Raw genomic sequence first — 15,632 nt, 5'->3', positions numbered from 1 at the left:
GAGGGGCGATCGCTCGGCCAGGTCGCTCCCGAGCTCACCCTGGAGCAGAAGCTCCTGGTGATGCGAGACGTCGCCGAGGGCGTGCACGCCGCCCACCGCGCGGGCCTGATCCACCGCGACCTCAAGCCCTCCAACGTCCTGGTGGAGCGCACCGAGGACGGAGTCCTCAAGCCCTACGTCATGGACTTCGGCCTGGCGCGGGACTGGCAGGGTGAGAACACGGCCACGGGCGCGGTGCTGGGCACGCCCCACTACATGGCTCCCGAGCAGGCCCGGGGCGAGGTGGCCCGGCTGGATCGGCGCGTGGACGTCTACAGCCTGGGCGCCACGCTCTATCAGGTGCTCACGGGGCAACCCCCCTTCGCCGGCGTCAATGCCTTGGAGATCGTCAGCCGCATCCAGTCTGAGGAGCCGCGGCCGCCGCGGGCGCTCGTCCCGGATCTGCCGGTGGACCTGGAGGCCATCGTCCTCAAGTGCCTGGAGAAGGACCGCTCGGCACGGTACGACTCGGCGCGCGCCCTGGCCGACGATCTGGAGCGGTTCCTCGCGGGAGAGCCCGTGCTCGCGCGCCCGGCCGGAGCCTGGTACCGGCTGCGCAAGAAGGTTCGCAAGCACCGGCTCCTGGTGGCCCTGGGCTCCGCGGCGACGCTGGTGGTGGGTGCTTCCGTGGGGCAGGCCGCGCTGGCCAGCCACGAGGTGGTGGTGCGCGAGCGCTTCTCCCGCCGCTTCACCGAGCTCGTGGAGCGCATCGAGGCCATGGCGCGCTACTCCTCCATGGCGCCGCTGCATGACACGCGCGCCGATCGCCAGGCCCTCCGGGCGAGCATGAGCGAGCTGGAGGCCGAGGTGCGCGAGGCTGGCGAGAGCGCCGAGGGCCCCGGCTCCTATGCTCTTGGGCGGGCCCTGCTCGCGCTGGGAGATGCCGAGGGCGCCCGCGCACGGCTCGAGTCTGCCTGGCAGCGCGGCTACCGCGAGCCCCGCGTGGCCTATGCGCTGGCGCTGGCACTCGGACAGCTCTACCGGGAGGAGCTCCTGGAGGTGGGACGCCTCCGCAACGCCGAGCAGCGCGAGGCCCGCCGCCGCGAGCTCGAGCGCCGCTATCGCGAGCCGGCCCTCGGCTACCTCCAGCAGAGCGAAGGCGCTGAAGTGCCCTCCCCGGAGTACGTGGCGGCGCTGCTGGCGTTCTACGAGGGCCGCCATGAGGAGGCGCTGAAGCACCTGGAGACCCTGGGTGCCACGAGCCCCTGGTTCTACGAGGCGCCCATGCTCCGCGGTGACATCCTGCTGGCTCGGGCCAGCCTGCGCCTGAACCAGGGGGACCGTGCCGGGGCCCTGGCGGATCTCGAAGCAGCACGGCAGGCCCAGTCCGTGGCCGCCGACATCGGCGAGAGCGAGCCCGCCATCTACTACGCCATCGCGCGGCTGCAGCTCACCGCGCTGACCTTGGAGCTCTACGGCCAGGGCGAGGTCCAGCCCTATTACGAGAAGGGCCTGGAGGAGGTGTCGCGTGCGCTCGCCGTCGCGCCGGACCACATCAAGTCCAGGGTGCTGGAGTCCCAGCTCCACCGCCGGATGGCGGAGCAGCTGGCGCAGCAAGGCGGAGAGGTGAGGCCGCTGCTGGAGAAGGCCCTGGCCGCCGTGCGGGCCACCGAGGCGCTCGCGCCCGAGCACCCCCTCGTCCTCAAGGAGCTGGCGCAGGTCCTCCTCCGCCAGGCCGTCTCCCACCAGGGGCGTGGCGAGGATCCGAGCGAGCAACTCCGCGAGGCGGTCGCGGCGTTCGAGCGCATCCGCCCCGAGGATCGGGACTACGTGTTCCACAGCGAACTGGGGAGCATCTTCAAGGTGTGGGCGGACTCCGAGGACCAGCGCGGCGCGGACTCGACCGGGCACCGCGGGCAGGCAATCGCCTCCTACCTCGCGGCCACCGACCTCGACGCAAGCCATGCGGACGCCTGGATCAACCTGGGGGCGGCGTACTTCAAGCGGGCGTCGAGCGCCCACCCCCGTGACGCCGACGGCGATCTCGAGCAGGCGAGGCTGACGCTCGAGCGGGCGCGCAGCATCGATCCCGGCAACTACGTCCCCTACTTCTACGGGGGACAAGTGCACGAGTGGCGGGCTCGGCGGCGGTACAACCGCGGAGGCGAGGCCAGCGCGGAGCTGGAACAGGCGATCGAGCTGTATCGCAAGGGGCTGGCCATCAACGGCAAGCTCCCACAGTTCCACAACGTCCTGGGTGGGGCGCTCGTGTGGAGGGCCGAGCTGAAGTGGGAGGAGGGAGGCGCCGCCTTCCCGTTGCTTGACGAGGCCCAGGCAGCCTTCGAGCGAGCTCGGGCCGTGGCGCCGCAGCAGGCCTTCGCCTACAACAACCTCGGCGAGGTGCACTTCTGGCGAGCCTTGTTCCAGCTCCGGCGCGGAGAGGATCCGAGTCCGAGCGCGCTCGCGGCGGCAGAGGCCTATCGCCAGGCCCTCGAGAAGCTGCCCCGCAATGCCCAGGTCTGGGTGAATCTGGCCAAGCTCCACCACACCCAGGCACTGTGGGCGCTGAAGCAGGACAAGGACCCGCGGACGCACACCGAGCGGGCCGCGGAGGCGCTGCGCCGTGCGCTCGAGCTCAACCCCCGTCTGGCCAATGCCTTGCGGTATCTCGGGGAGATACGAGGTGATCAGGCCCGCTGGCTGGCGCGGCAGGGACGGGCGCGAAGCGAGCACTTCGAGGCGGCGGCCCAGGCCTTCCAGCAGGCCATCGAGGCGGATCCCGAGTGGCAGGAGTTCCGCCTCTCCGCAGCGCTCCTGCAGCGTGACCAGGCCGTGTGGCTGGCGGGGATGGGAGGCGATCCCGGCCCGGTGTTGCAGCGAGGGCTGACGCTCATTGACGCGGCGCTGGCCGCTCGGCCCCGATGGGCACACGCCCGAGCCGTGCGCTCGAGCCTGCTCAGGGCGTTGGCGGACAGCCCCTCTCCTCTCGCGCAGGCCCAGGCCTGGCGGAGTGAGGCCCAGGAGGAGCTGAGCCAGGCGCTCACTGACAACCCCAACCTTGTGGCGGAGTGGGGGAGCCCTCTCGCATCACGGCGTGTGACGCTCGATACCCCGTAGCTGCGAGGAGCTACTTGTCCTTGGGCGGCCCATCCGTCGAGACGTCAATGTCTCCCTGGAGCGTGCCAGGCGGTTCGGGATCCTCGGGCTTGGGCAGGCTGGGGGTGGGCGTCACGGTGTAAGAGAAGCTCTGCGTTGAGGTAACGGTGACGGTCTTGCTCTGACTCGCCAACAACTGGTTGCCGCCGTTCAGGGTGAAGGGTGTGTCCTGGGAAGGGAAGGGGGAGCCCGTTGGGAAGGCCACGGTGACGATGTCGGTCCGCCCAACCATCTGGAAGACCACGTTGTCTTCCGGTTTGACGGTGAGGGTTTCGGGCGTCAGCTTGGTGGGTTCGATGTCGACGTACTTCGTGGTCATGGGAGATGACTCCGCTCGTGTCGAGCCGTTGAGAAGAAGGTTCCGCGCAGCAAATGCAGGCGGCATGCCTGCGCGTGCAGTGCCAAATCAGGGCAGCATCATCGTGACAACAAGAGATCGCGGGTGACCGACACGTCAGCCAGTGGTGCTGACGTGTCAATGAACCGCGCTGACCTGTCACAAGGCCGCCCCCACCCGCTCAGGCTTCGGTCAGGCCCAGCTCCCGGACGCGGCGCTGGAGGCCTCGCTTGGAGACCTCGAGGCGCTGCACCATCGCGTCCAGGTCTCCCTTGCACTCGTGGAAGCAGCGGGTGATCTCCTCGGGGCTCAGATCTCCGACGGTGCGCAGGCTGGAGCTCCGGTCGATGAGCATGTAGAGCGAGGGGCGGGTGATGCCCAGGCGCTCGGCGGCGGCCTTGAGATCCCATGAGGTGGCGCGCAGGGCCGCCAGCAGCTCCTCATCGCTCACGTCGGAGGGCTTGCGGCGAGAGGCGAGCGGCTCTGGGGGCGCGGCAGGCTCTGGCTGCTGGGACGTGGCGGGGGACGCGGAGCTCCCGGGGAGGGGCATGGCGGAGGCGTTCAGCTCCTGCTCGATGCGAGGGTTGGCCTGCAGCCCGGGCAGGCCTCGGCTTCCGATGACAATCTGCCGTGTGAGGTTGCGGAGCTGGCGCACGTTGCCGGGCCAGGAGAAGCGCACGAGGCGGACGGCGAGCGCCGCGGGAAGCCACGGCTCGCTCTGCGAGGCAGCGGCGTCCAGGCGGTGGGCCTCGCCCAGCGACTCCAGCTCCTGGCGGGCGAAGTGGTAGAAGAGCACGCCAATGTCCTCGCGGCGCTCCCGGAGCGGAGGCACCTGGATCTCGTAGCCGGCCAGCCGGTGCAGCAGCGGAGCCTTGAAGAGATCATCGCGGATGCGCTGCTGCAGATCCGCATCGGTGGCGGTGATCAGCCGCACATCCACGGCCACGGGCGAGTGCCCGCCGATCGGGTACACCTCCCCCGTCTCCAGCACGCGCAGCAGCAGCACCTGCACCTCGGGCGGCGCCTCGCCCACCTCATCCAGGAAGAGGGTGCCCCCGTGGGCCGCGCGGAAGAAGCCCTCGCGATCCTGGGTGGCCCCCGTGTAGGCGCCCTTGCGCGCACCGAACAGCTCGGCGGCGGCCAGCTCCTTGGGCAGCGCGCCCAGGTTGACGCTGATGAAGGGGCCGGCGTGGCGCGGGCTGCGCGTGTGGATGGCCCGAGCAACCAGCTCCTTGCCCGAGCCCGTCTCTCCGCGGATGAGCACCGGCACCTTCAGGTCCGCCACGCGGATGGTGTCCTCGCGCACGCGGCGGGTGCTTGCGCTGTAGCCCACCATGCCCAGCTCGTCCGGGAGCTGGGTCTCGGCGGAGGGGGCCAGGTGGAGCAGCAGCACGATGCGCTCGGCCAGCTCGAGGGGAACGCCGAGGGCCAGCTCCTCGGGACTGAACTCCCGGGTGCCCATGAGCGGCTCGTCCACCACACGCACCGGGGTGCCTCCCTCGTCCACTTGCAGGCGCACGCCTCCGTTGGCCGCGCGCTCGAACAGGAGGGGCTTGCGGCTGAGGAACGTGTCAGCCAGTGGCATGCCCAAGGGGCCGCCCGGGCGGATGAAGTCCGGGCCTACGCGTGACACGGCCACCGTGCCGTCCGAGTCCAGGGCACCCAGCAGCAGTCGCTCTCCGGCACGCTGGGGCGTGGGGTGGGAGATGATGGTCAGCGCGGGGACGGGACGCGACACTTGCTCCGGGGCACGTCGGGGCGTGGCGGCCGTTGAGATGTCTGCGAACTTCTTTTCCTGCATGAGTGCCTGCTTCGGGGGAGAGACCGCGGGGAGACGGAGAGTGTACCGTCTCTCAGCGGGGGGTGGAGCGGCAAGGCCTCTCGGCGGGATAGGCTGAGGGCCGGGATGAGCGAGACCCGCGCACTGCGTGACAGGCTCGAGGAGACCCAGGCGGAGCTCCGCCGGGCGAAGGAGCACCTGGACAAGCTGCGGGCGCACCAGGCGCGCGAGCGCGAGTCCTTGCAGCAGCAACTGGAGGCAGCGCGGCGCGAGGTGAGCGGGTTGCGCGGCCGTCTGGAGGCAACAGAGTCCGCAGGGAGGGAGCCCTCGCCTACGGGGCAGGTGCTGCCCGGGCCAGTCGTCGGGGAGCGCTCCGAGGCGGCGACCACCGCGCTCGTCGCGCTCGCTCGGAACCCTGCCTCCCTGGAGTCCGCCCTTCCGGCGCTGTCGAGGCTGCTGAAGCTGGCGCCGGTGGACGTGAGGTTCCGCCTGGCACCGCAGCCGCCCAAGGTCTTGGCCCGGTTGCCCATCGCCCAGGCGGCAGAGCTCCGAGCGGCGCTCCGTGAGGAAGGCTTCCTCGCGGTGGCCTACGAGGTGCTACCCCGAGGGGCAGGTGGCTGGGTGACGGTGAAGCGGTTCGAGCTCGACGAGCAGGGCTTGAGCCTGGAGGGAACGCGCGGCGAGAGCCTGCAGGTGCGCTCCGCGGAGCTCCGCCTGCTGATGAGAGGGCGGCGGGCCTCTACCCAGGTGGAGACAAAGCAGGAGGAGGAGACCCACTACCACGGCGGCCGCCGCCACCGGATCCACAAGACGGTCGAGGAGAAGCGCCATGTCGTGGAGAACTTCGTCTGGGTGCTGGGCAAAGGCTGCCGGCTGGCCTTCACGCAGGCGACCCAGTTCACCGGCCTGGGCGACCTGCGCACCTTCACGGTGCACGAGAACCTCCAGCGGCTGATGGGCGAGCTCCAGCGGCGCGCACCCCATGCAGTGGTGGACGAGCGCTTCCTGCAGATGCCTCGCTTCGTCATGCCGCTCGTGGATCCAGAGCGGAGCCAGGAGCTGCTGGCCGAGCTGCTGTTCCAGGCGGTGGATGAAGGGCTCTGGTCATGAGCGAGACCCGTGCGCTGAGCGACAAGCTGAAGCAGGTCCAGGAGGAGCTCCGCCGGACGCGGGAGCAGCTCGACAAGCAGCGGACGCAGCATGTGCGTGAGCAAGAGGCGCTGCAGAAGGCCTTGGAGGAGACGCGGCGGGAGGCCACCCGCCTGCGCGAGCGCGTCCAGAAGGCGGAGGAGCGTCGACGGGAGTAGGTGGGGGCGCGCCGGCCCTGAGTCCCAGGCCACGCTCTCGTGCGCGGCGAGGGCGATTCCCTTAAAGTAGAGCCATGGCGAAGACCGCACCCCGCAGCAAGGCCCCAGCGAAGAAGAAGCCCACCCGCCCCGTGGCCTCGAAGCAGCGCCCACCCCCTGTGGAGGCGAAGCGGCGCGCGGCGCCCGTGGCCCCGGAGGTCACCATCCTGGAGCCCGAGCCCGTCAAGGCCCGCTCTTCCCAGAAGGCGCTGCCTGCGGGCAAGCCTGTAGACAAGGGCCGTGCGCTTCCCTTCGAGATCGACCCCAAGCGCGTCGAAGAGAGCCTCAAGAAGCTCCAGGGTGAGATGGTCCACTGGGCCAACAAGGGCCGCTACACCAAGGTGCGCTTCAAGTTCCGTGGCAAGCAGCTGCTGCCGGACCTGCCGCTGGCCGCCATCGTGGCCGCCGAGGGCCTCACCTTCTACTGGGGCGGCATCCTCCGCGTCCTCATCGCCAACGTGGTGGGCAAGAGCGTGCTCCAGGTCGAGTTCGTCAACGACGCGGACAAGCGCGTCCAGGCGGGCAACGAGGCGCTCCTGTCCGGAGACGTGGACCAGGCGCTCGGCCACTTCCGCGAGGCCCTGTCGATGGACCGTGACAACGCCGCCGCCCACCTCAAGCTCGGCGTCGCCCTGAAGCTCAAGGGAGACCGGGACGGGGCGCTGGCCGCCTTCGAAAAAGCAAAGGAAAAAGACCCGGAGGGACCCACAGGCGCGGAGGCCGAGCGGCTCGCCGCACCCCTCCGTCCCAAGGGCGTGGCCTAGCCCCCTCTCCCTCCGGCCGGGCGGACCTGCCAACACCCCCTCGTTTCCCCTGTTGACGCTGAAAGATCCAGGGGTTACGAACGCTCCTACGCCGGGCGGATGCCCCCTCCGGGCGGGCCCGCCCCCCCACCTTCCAGAGCGCTCAAAGCCCATGGCCGACGACACCACCGACAAGCCGGCAACGCCCCCCGCCCCCCCTCCGAGCGGGGCCGGGGAGCTCATCCCCGTCAACATCGAAGACGAGATGCGCCGGTCGTATCTCGACTACTCCATGTCCGTCATCATCGGGCGCGCCCTGCCCGACGTGCGTGACGGCCTCAAGCCCGTGCACCGCCGCATCCTCTACGCGATGCACGATCTGGGGAACACCCACAACCGCTCGTACAAGAAGAGCGCCCGTGTGGTGGGTGACGTGATTGGTAAGTACCACCCCCACGGTGACGCCTCTGTCTATGACGCCATGGTGCGCCTGGCCCAGGAGTGGAGCCTGCGCTACCTGCTGGTGGACGGGCAGGGCAACTTCGGCAGCGTCGACGGCGACTCGCCCGCCGCCATGCGCTACACCGAAGTCCGCATGGACCGCCTGGCCGAGGAGCTGCTGGCGGACATCGACAAGGAGACGGTCGCGTTCGGGCCCAACTACGACGACTCGCTGACCGAGCCGCTCGTGATGCCCACCAAGTTCCCCAACCTCCTGGTCAATGGGAGCAGCGGCATCGCCGTGGGAATGACGACCAACATCCCGCCCCACAACATGGGCGAGGTGATCGACGGCACGCTGCACCTCATCGACAACCCGGACGCCACCGTCCTGGACCTGATGAAGTTCATCCCCGGTCCGGACTTCCCCACCGCCGGCATCATCACCGGCCGCGAGGGCATCTTCCGCGCCTACACCACCGGCCGCGGGCAGATCTCCCTGCGGGGCAAGGTGGAGATAGAGGAGAGCAAGAAGGGAGACCGTGAGGCCATCATCATCACGGAGATCCCCTACCAGGTGAACAAGGCGCGGCTCATCGAGAAGATCGCCGACCTGGTGCGCGAGAAGAAGCTGGAGGGCGTCAGCGACATCCGCGACGAGAGCGACCGGCAGGGCATGCGCGTCGTCATCGAGCTCAAGCGCGACGCCATCTCCGGGGTGGTGCTCAACAACCTGTATGCCACCACCCCGCTGGAGACGACGTTCGGCGCGGTGATGCTGGCCGTGGACGGCGGGCAGCCGCGCACGCTCACCCTCAAGGATCTGCTGGATCGGTTCATCGCCCACCGCCGCGACGTCGTCACCCGCCGCAGCCGCTTCGAGCTGAAGAAGGCGATGGCCCGCTTGCACATCGTCGAGGGCCTGCTGGTGGCGCAGGACCTCATCGATCTGGTGGTGAGCCTGATTCGCGCCTCGAAGGATCCGGACGAGGCGCGCTGGGGCCTGATGAACATCCTCTCGCCGGCGCTCTACGAGCACGCGAGCTTCCGAAACCTGCAGCGCATCGACTACGCGCAGGCCAAGGCGCAGATGGAGCTGCTGGTCAGCCGCGCGCGCGCCGAGGAGCCCAGCTATGGGGGCCTGGAGCGCAAGTACGAGGGCTCGGGCTTCAGCGAGGAGCAGGCGCAGAACATCCTCGAGATGCGGCTCCAGCGCCTCACCGGCCTGCAGCGCGAGGAGCTCTTCAAGGAGCTGCTCGCCCTGGTGCGGGACATTGTCCGGCTGCGGGACATCCTCTCCAACGAGCGCAGCCTGCTCCAGGTCATCAAGACGGAGCTGCAGGACATCCGCGACCGCTACAGCGACAAGCGCCGCACGGAGCTCTCCGGCGAGGCGTCCGAGTTCACCAGCGAGGACCTCATCGCCGAGGAGGACATGGTCGTCACCCTGTCCCACACGGGCTATGTGAAGCGCTCGCCGCTGAGCGAGTACCGGGCCCAGAAGCGCGGGGGACGAGGCAAGACGGGGGCGACGACGAAGGAAGACGACTTCGTCACGGACCTGTTCGTGGCCAGCACCCACGCGTACCTCATGCCCATCACCACCAAGGGCAAGCTGTACTCGCTCAAGGTGCACCAGATCCCCCAGGCCAGCCGGACTTCACGTGGCAAGGCCATCATCAACCTGGTGCAGTTCGGCGAGGGCGAGAAGCTGGCGCAGGTGCTGGTGACGCGGGACTTCCCGGAGAACCGCTACGTCTTCTTCGTCACCAAGCGCGGCGTAGTGAAGCGCACGGACCTGAGCGCGTTCGAGAACGTGCGCTCCAGCGGGCTCATCGCGCTGGGCATCGACGAAGGGGACGAGCTGGTGGCGGTGAAGATCACCGACGGCAGCAAGGACCTCCTCCTGTCCACCGCGCAGGGCATGAGCATCCGCTTCCCGGAGGACGAGGTGCGCTCCATGGGCCGCCAGGCCTACGGCGTGAAGGGCATCACCCTGGAGGACGGGGACGAGGTGGTGGGCGCGGACGTGGTGGAGAAGGGCACCACCATCCTCACGGTGACGGAGAACGGCTACGGCAAGCGCACCGAGGAGACCGAGTACCGGAGCCAGGGCCGCGGCGGCAAGGGCATCATCGACATCAAGACCACCGAGCGCAACGGCAAGGTGGTGGGCCTGGTGCAGGTGAAGGATGGGGACGAGGTGATGCTCGTCACCAATGGCGGCATGCTCATCCGCATGAAGGCCAAGGAGATCTCCGTCATCGGCCGCAACACGCAGGGTGTGCGGCTGATTGCCTTGGAGAACGGAACGGAGAAGGTGACGGGCATCTCCAAGCTGCCGGAGGCCAGCGGTGAGGCCGAGGAGCCGGAGAATGGAAGCTCCGAGGGAAGCCCTGAGGGAAGCCCTGAGGGAAGCTCCGAGGGAAGCTCCGCTGAGGACACAGAGCCGGGCGAAGGCACTCCCTAGCCGTCTCGACGAAGCCGGTGGGGAACGGCACCGGCTGGGGCCGCAGCGAGCCTCAGGAACTCGAGCGCCCCGCCTTGCGCAGCGCGGAGGCTACCTGGGCCAGGGCTTCATCGAGCTCGGTCCTCGCCTCCCCGAGCCAGTCCCGCTCCACCCGGTTGTATAGGGCGGTGAGCCGCCGGCGCGCGCTCGCGGCGAGCGAAGCCAGCTCCGAGCCTTGGCCACGCCTCTTGGGAGGCTGGGCGTTCTCGGGCGCCTCGGTCATCGTCTGCAGCAGCACGTGGAGGTCGTGCATCTGCCCCAGCGTCTCTTGCAGCGCCTTGAGGTGCTGGATGCGCTTGTGCGCGCCGCGCAGCTCTTCGAAGGGCTCCAGCAGGTAGCGCACGCGCTTGGCGGCGATGCGGGCCTCGTGGCAGCCCTCGATGTCGGCCAGGCCGTGGATCCGGCCCAGGCGCTTCCGGAGGCGCCGGCCCCTGCGCAGCACCTGCTTCGCGGTGTAGCTCCCGAAGCGGCGCTGGCCCTTGTCCTTGGCGCGCTCGAGCTGCCGGCGCAGGCGTGCAGCGAGCGGGGGAAAGTCACGGGTGAAGCGCTTGCGGATCTCCAGCAGGAGCTCGGCATGGTGCTCGTGGAGGCGGAAGCGCAGCCGGGCGGTGGACGAGGTGTGGCGGGCGCGGGACTGCTCGGCGAGCCAGGCAGCCTGGACCTCGGCGTCACGGGCGGGGCCGGTGAGGCGGGTGAGGTTGCGCAGGTCTTCCAGGCTCTTGAGAGACACGGCCTTGGCGAAGAGCTTGCGGTAGGCGGTGAGGTACGTGCGCAGGTGGCGCAGGGCGACGCGCAGGTCGTGCAGCGCCTCGGCATCGTCCGGGTGATGGAGGCGCTCGGCGGCGGCCTCTGCTTGCTCCAGTTGGCGGAGCATGAGCCTCCGCGCTCCAAGCACTGCGGACATGCGCGCGAGCTTCATGGAGGTGTTCGCCACCGCTTCTCACCTCCGCCACGCCCTCGGCGCGGCTGTTCTTACCCGAGCGTGAGTCCTGGGGTGGGGAACTTCAAGCGATCGGGAGGGCTGGCCTCTGCTTCTTCCAGGAGACAGTCGGTGGCGCGAGGTGGCGAGCAGGGCCTCGGTGGTGCGAGACTCCGTTGTGGGTCACGGGCTCTCGGCTGCTTGAGGAGGGGCCGGGCGGAAGGGGACTGGGTGCAATGAACCCGGCCTCTCGTGCGTAGGAGGAAGCATGAACGCTACGGGTCTTCGTGGAATGGGGTCCCGGTTCGTCCGGTACCTGAGAGACAGTCGAGTCCCTCGCTGGAAGAAGCTCGCCGGGCTGCTGGCGGTGCTGTACTTCCTGTCCCCGGTGGATGCGATCCCGGACATCGTCCCCATCCTGGGCTGGCTGGACGATCTCGGTGTGTTGTCCGCTACGGCTTTCTGGATGGTGCGGCAGGTGCAGCAGTACCGCCCCGAGCCTACGCCGGACGGGGTGCCCCGGGATCTGGACGGACGCACGCGCTTGCCTCCCGTGCGCGACTCCGTCTGAGCATGCTCCGGGCGAGTCTCTGAGAGAGAGCGGGCCTCTATGGCGCCGCTCAGCCGCCGCGGTTCTCGAAGTGGACGAAGTCGAGGAGGAATGTGGCAGCCACGATCAAGGTGCGCAGCCGCGCGTCCCGGATGTCCCCGAAGGTGACGCCGAAGTTGTCCGCGTCCGAGAACATCTCCTTGCCGAGCCCGCTCCAGCGCTTCTGGATCAGGCCCACCTCCTGGCCGTTCTGCTCGACGTGGAAGGTCCACGGCTTGAAGAAGGGCCCGCGCAGCGTGGCCAGCAGCTCGCCGGACGGGCTGAGCACATCGTAGAGCCGGGCAAAGAAGGCGAAGCGCTGCTGCACGCTGCCCAGGGGGTGGCCCTCTCCATCCAGCACCTCCAGGCGGGAGAGCCAGAAGCGCCAGGGCCGCCGCAGCTGCAGCGCGGTGGCACCGCCGGGCGTCTTCAGCTCCATGGTGAAGGGGCGGCTGGCCTTGAGGAAGAGGCGCAGCAGGAACAGGCCCAGGCCGCTGCCCACCTCTCCCGCGATGAAGAGGGTCTGCCCATCGTCCCCCACCACCTGGTAGCGGTTGCGGCCCTCGAGGCCAATGAGGATCTCTCCCCACTCCTTGGTCTGCCGGACGCGCAGGGCTCTCTGGCGTTGGAGCGGGGCGAGGGCAGTGGAGTCGGCGGGCATGACAGCCTCGGGGCGAAGGGTTGGCACACCCTAGCGCCCCAAGGCCCATCCCGTCAGGACAGAACCCTCACCGCGTGGCGAGAGTGTCCACGTGCTGGCGCAGCTTCGCCTCATCGCCGATACAGGCACTGAGCCCCGACAGCGGCTGGGCCGCCTGGGCGATGAGTCCCCGGGTGCGAGGGCCCGCGGCCACGAGCCACGCCACACCCAGAGCCAGCTCCGCCACCTCGGGCACCCCGGAGAGGCCGGCGGCGAGCGAGAGCAGCGCCTCCACCGCCTTCTTCACCTGGGCGCCATGCAGCGCGTGGTTGCTGGTGATGCCCTGGCGCAGCAGCTCCAGCAGGGCGAGCGCGGTGGCGCGGGCCTGCCGCACCGGCTCCGGGCCCGAGCCCTTGCCTTCCCAGAGGCCGCTGGCGAGCTGGTGGGAGAGCAGCGCGGTGACATCCGTTTCCTCGGTCGGCTTCTGCTCGGCAGGAGCATCCGCCTCGAACGCGGACTCGAGCATGTCCGCCTTCATCCCGCGCATGGGCTCGGGCGCGGCGCTCTTGCCCTTGACCCGCCGTTCCAACGAGGCCGCTGTCTCGAGGACCCGCTCCGAGACCTCGCGACGGACGGAGGAATCATCCAGGGGGCTGTCAAAAGCCTTGCTGGGCATGGACGCGGACGCGGACGCGAAAGCCGCGGGAGCCGGAGCCGGGCGCGCGGGGGAAGCAGGCGGAGGCCCAGCCGGTCCCGCTCCTCCAACAGCAGGCATGGATCCGGTCGTCGCCTGCCGCTTCCTGGGCATGGCCACACCTTGCGCCCGACTCTTGAAGCTGTCGGCCGCCCCCAGCGCCTCCGCGGGCGCCTCCTTCTTGTCCTTGCCGAACATGGCCCAGCCTGCGGGAGCGTTGACCGGGACGACGCGCGTCTCCGGCTGACCGGAGGTCCGGCGGTCACCGGTGCGCTCCTCCACCACGACGAAGGACGTGTACTTCGTGACGATCTGGTGCGCCACGGCGAGCTGGATGATGCGCTCCTTCATGCGCTGGACGCGGCGGGCATCCACCAGATCGGCGGACTCCCACGAGCGGATGAGCTCGGCGGCCCACAGCTTCTCCACGGCGGGCCGGTCCGACGCGGCGGGGAAGTCCACGGGGATGGTGAGGGAGAAGGCCTCCTGGCCCGAGCGGCCCTTGAGCGTCACCTTGCCCTTGCCGGGCGTGGGGTAGCGGCCGAACAGCGTCCAGGGCACCGCGTCCACCAGCGGCGGCAGCTCTGAGGGAGCCTTTTCGGCACCCTCCACACCCTCGAAGCTGGCCGTCAGCTCCGTGACGCGCGGGGCGAGCGCGCGGGAGAACTGGGCCACCACCTTGTCGTCGATGCGCTCGCCCGGGTGGATGAACTCCACCGCGCCGCCCGTCTGCTTCGCCATGTTCCGCAGCAGCGCGTCGCTCACGTTGGTGCCGATGCCGAACGAGTACACGCGCGTCGTCTTCCGGGCCGCGAGCACCGAGCGGAGGATCTCGTCCTCGTTGCCCACCTGTCCGTCGGTGAGGAGCACCACCACGCCCTCCGGCACGCCCTGCACGGCGGCCAACATGGGTTGGAGCAGCTCCGTGCCGCCCGAGGCCCTCAGCCCGGCCACCCACCGGTCCGCCTGCTCCAGCGTCTTCTGCGTGAAGACGGCGGGCTCGGGGGAGAACGTCTGGAAGCTGTTCTCGAAGGCGATGATGTTGAAGCGGTCCCCCTCGCGCAGGTGGCGCAGGCACAGCCGCAGCGCGCCCTGGGCCTGCGGGAGGCTCTCGCCGTCCATGGAGCCGGAGGTGTCCACCACGAAGACCACCTCCTGGCGCTTGGCCCCGCCCGCCATGCCGAGCAGATCCGGCACCACGGTGAGGGCGAAGGTGCCCGGGTTCTCACCCTGGCGGTGGGTGACGACGGTGGTGAGGGAGGTGCTCATGTCCTCGCTGCGCACGGTGAGGACGAAGTCGCGATCCAGCGCCACCTCTCCCTTGGAGAACTTCACGCGGACCTTGTGGCCGTCCTTCTCCAGCGTGAGCGCGTGCGAGGGGCTCTCCACCACCACCGCGAGGCCCAGGTCCACCAGCAGGTCCATCTTCAGGCCGTAGCCCACCTGGCCGATCGGCGGGGTGATGCGATCGGCGTCCGGCACCCGGTGGGTGGGGTCGGCCGAGCCGTGCCCGGTGCGATGTCCCTGGACTGAGCCGGGGATGTAGCGCGGCGCCACCAGCGTGGGCAGCATCCACCGCACACTGCCCTCCTCCACCTGGATGGCCTGGAGAAACTCCACCTCCACCAGCGTCTCCTCGTTGGGCAGCAGGTTGCCCACCTGGGCGGTGAAGACATTGGGGCGCTCCTGGTCCAGCAGCGCGGCGCCGTGGCCCGCGACGATGGCGTCGTCGTACTCCTGGAAGGCCTTCTCGCGCTCCTTCACCACGCCCTGCACCTTGCGGCCGTTGCACTCCATGGAGAAGCCGGTAAGCGTCCCATCCGAGGGCAACGGGAAGATGTAGACGGCCTCCACGGGACGGCTCTCGGTGTTGAGGTAGCGCTGGCGCACGCGCACCCGCGCATGGCCGCCGAGCAGCTCCCCTGTCACTTCCACGCCCTGAAGGGGAACCTGCGTGCCCTCCCGCGTGTACAGCCCGCACTTGAACTCCTGGCCTGCCTGCTCGGTCTTCATCTGGCGTCTACCTTTCTTCTGACTGCTCGATGAGGGCGCGCACGCGATCGGCGAGCGCCCGGGTCTTCTCGTCTGCTGAGTCCGCGAGGTGCAGCTCCAGCCCCGGCGCCAGCTCCCACCGCCGGTAGCCTGCCATTGGTGCCTGCCCGCTTGCTGACACGGGCCCCGGCGTGGACACCTCGGAGGCCTTGGCCGGTTCCGGCAGCGCGGGCGGTGGGGGCGGCAGGATGTCCGTGGGCAGCTGGGCCTCTGCCAGGGTTTTCAGCTCGTCCGGGCTCAGGCGCGCCAGCTCCACCTGGATCGCATCCAGCGGGAGGAAGCGGGCCTGCAGCACGCGAATGGCCTTGAGCCGCAGCAGGTGCTCCTCGCCGTACACCGTGTCCGGCCCCTTGAAGGGCGGGGCGGAGAGCAGCCCTCGCTGGACGTAGTAGCGCACCGTGCGGGGGGACACGCCCGCCGCGGCGGCCAGCTCCGCCAGCTTCCACT

12 protein-coding genes are annotated in these 15,632 nt (G+C 69.7%); 6 read left to right on the top strand and 6 right to left on the bottom strand.

What is annotated here, in order from left to right; translation table 11 throughout:
- A partial coding sequence (locus VD972_RS29785; RefSeq protein ID WP_324992153.1) for a protein kinase domain-containing protein occupies positions 1-3,096 on the top strand: 3,096 nt, incomplete at its 5' end.
- 10 nt (positions 3,097-3,106) lie between these two features.
- Here the strand turns inward: VD972_RS29785 and VD972_RS29780 are convergent.
- Together VD972_RS29780 and VD972_RS29775 are read right to left on the bottom strand one after the other, a co-directional pair.
- Positions 3,107-3,454: a hypothetical protein gene (locus tag VD972_RS29780; protein ID WP_324992152.1), complete on the bottom strand. Its 348-nt coding sequence runs from the start codon at positions 3,452-3,454 to the stop codon at positions 3,107-3,109.
- Between the two features lie 199 nt (positions 3,455-3,653).
- Positions 3,654-5,273 carry a sigma-54 dependent transcriptional regulator gene (locus tag VD972_RS29775; RefSeq protein WP_324992151.1) on the bottom strand — a complete coding sequence of 540 codons (1,620 nt, stop codon included), beginning with the start codon at positions 5,271-5,273 and terminating at the stop codon, positions 3,654-3,656.
- 105 nt (positions 5,274-5,378) lie between these two features.
- Between VD972_RS29775 and VD972_RS29770 the strand changes: the two genes are divergently transcribed.
- The 4 genes from VD972_RS29770 to gyrA all read left to right on the top strand — a co-directional run bounded on the left by VD972_RS29770 (position 5,379) and on the right by gyrA (position 10,252).
- Positions 5,379-6,362: a hypothetical protein gene (locus tag VD972_RS29770; RefSeq protein WP_324992150.1), complete on the top strand. Its 984-nt coding sequence runs from the start codon at positions 5,379-5,381 to the stop codon at positions 6,360-6,362.
- The gene (locus tag VD972_RS29765; RefSeq protein WP_324992149.1) at positions 6,359-6,559 is read left to right on the top strand and encodes a periplakin; all 201 of its coding nucleotides are present in this window, start codon (positions 6,359-6,361) and stop codon (positions 6,557-6,559) included. Before VD972_RS29770 ends, VD972_RS29765 begins: the two co-directional genes overlap by 4 nt.
- Before the next feature lie 74 nt (positions 6,560-6,633).
- Positions 6,634-7,362 (top strand): tetratricopeptide repeat protein, encoded by a 729-nt coding sequence (locus VD972_RS29760; RefSeq protein WP_324992148.1) that lies wholly within the window; start codon positions 6,634-6,636, stop codon positions 7,360-7,362.
- A gap of 151 nt (positions 7,363-7,513) precedes the next feature.
- Positions 7,514-10,252, top strand: a complete 2,739-nt coding sequence (gene gyrA / locus VD972_RS29755; RefSeq protein WP_324992147.1) for a DNA gyrase subunit A — start codon at positions 7,514-7,516, stop codon at positions 10,250-10,252.
- Between the two features lie 52 nt (positions 10,253-10,304).
- Here the strand turns inward: gyrA and VD972_RS29750 are convergent, their stop codons facing one another.
- Entirely contained in the window at positions 10,305-11,165 is an 861-nt protein-coding gene (locus VD972_RS29750; protein WP_324992146.1) for a CHAD domain-containing protein, read from the bottom strand.
- A 313-nt stretch (positions 11,166-11,478) separates the two neighbouring features.
- Here VD972_RS29750 and VD972_RS29745 point away from each other — a divergent pair, with 313 nt between their 5' ends.
- Positions 11,479-11,781 (top strand): YkvA family protein, encoded by a 303-nt coding sequence (locus VD972_RS29745; RefSeq protein ID WP_324992145.1) that lies wholly within the window; start codon positions 11,479-11,481, stop codon positions 11,779-11,781.
- Positions 11,782-11,830: 49 nt separating this feature from the next.
- On the opposite strand, the gene VD972_RS29740 is transcribed toward VD972_RS29745, so the two are convergent.
- From VD972_RS29740 to VD972_RS29730, 3 genes are all read right to left on the bottom strand, one after another.
- Positions 11,831-12,460: a phospholipid scramblase-related protein gene (locus VD972_RS29740; protein ID WP_324992144.1), complete on the bottom strand. Its 630-nt coding sequence runs from the start codon at positions 12,458-12,460 to the stop codon at positions 11,831-11,833.
- 67 nt (positions 12,461-12,527) lie between these two features.
- On the bottom strand, positions 12,528-15,146 hold the full coding sequence (locus VD972_RS29735; protein WP_324992143.1) for a VIT domain-containing protein: 2,619 nt from the start codon (positions 15,144-15,146) through the stop codon (positions 12,528-12,530).
- 7 nt (positions 15,147-15,153) lie between these two features.
- The coding region (locus VD972_RS29730) for a MerR family transcriptional regulator (protein ID WP_324992142.1) at positions 15,154-15,632 on the bottom strand (479 nt) is incomplete at its 5' end.

This window comes from Hyalangium sp. (assembly GCF_035629615.1).
Taxonomy (GTDB): domain Bacteria; phylum Myxococcota; class Myxococcia; order Myxococcales; family Myxococcaceae; genus Hyalangium.
Note: the sequence above shows the minus strand (reverse complement) of the source record. Positions and strands in the feature narration are given on the sequence as shown.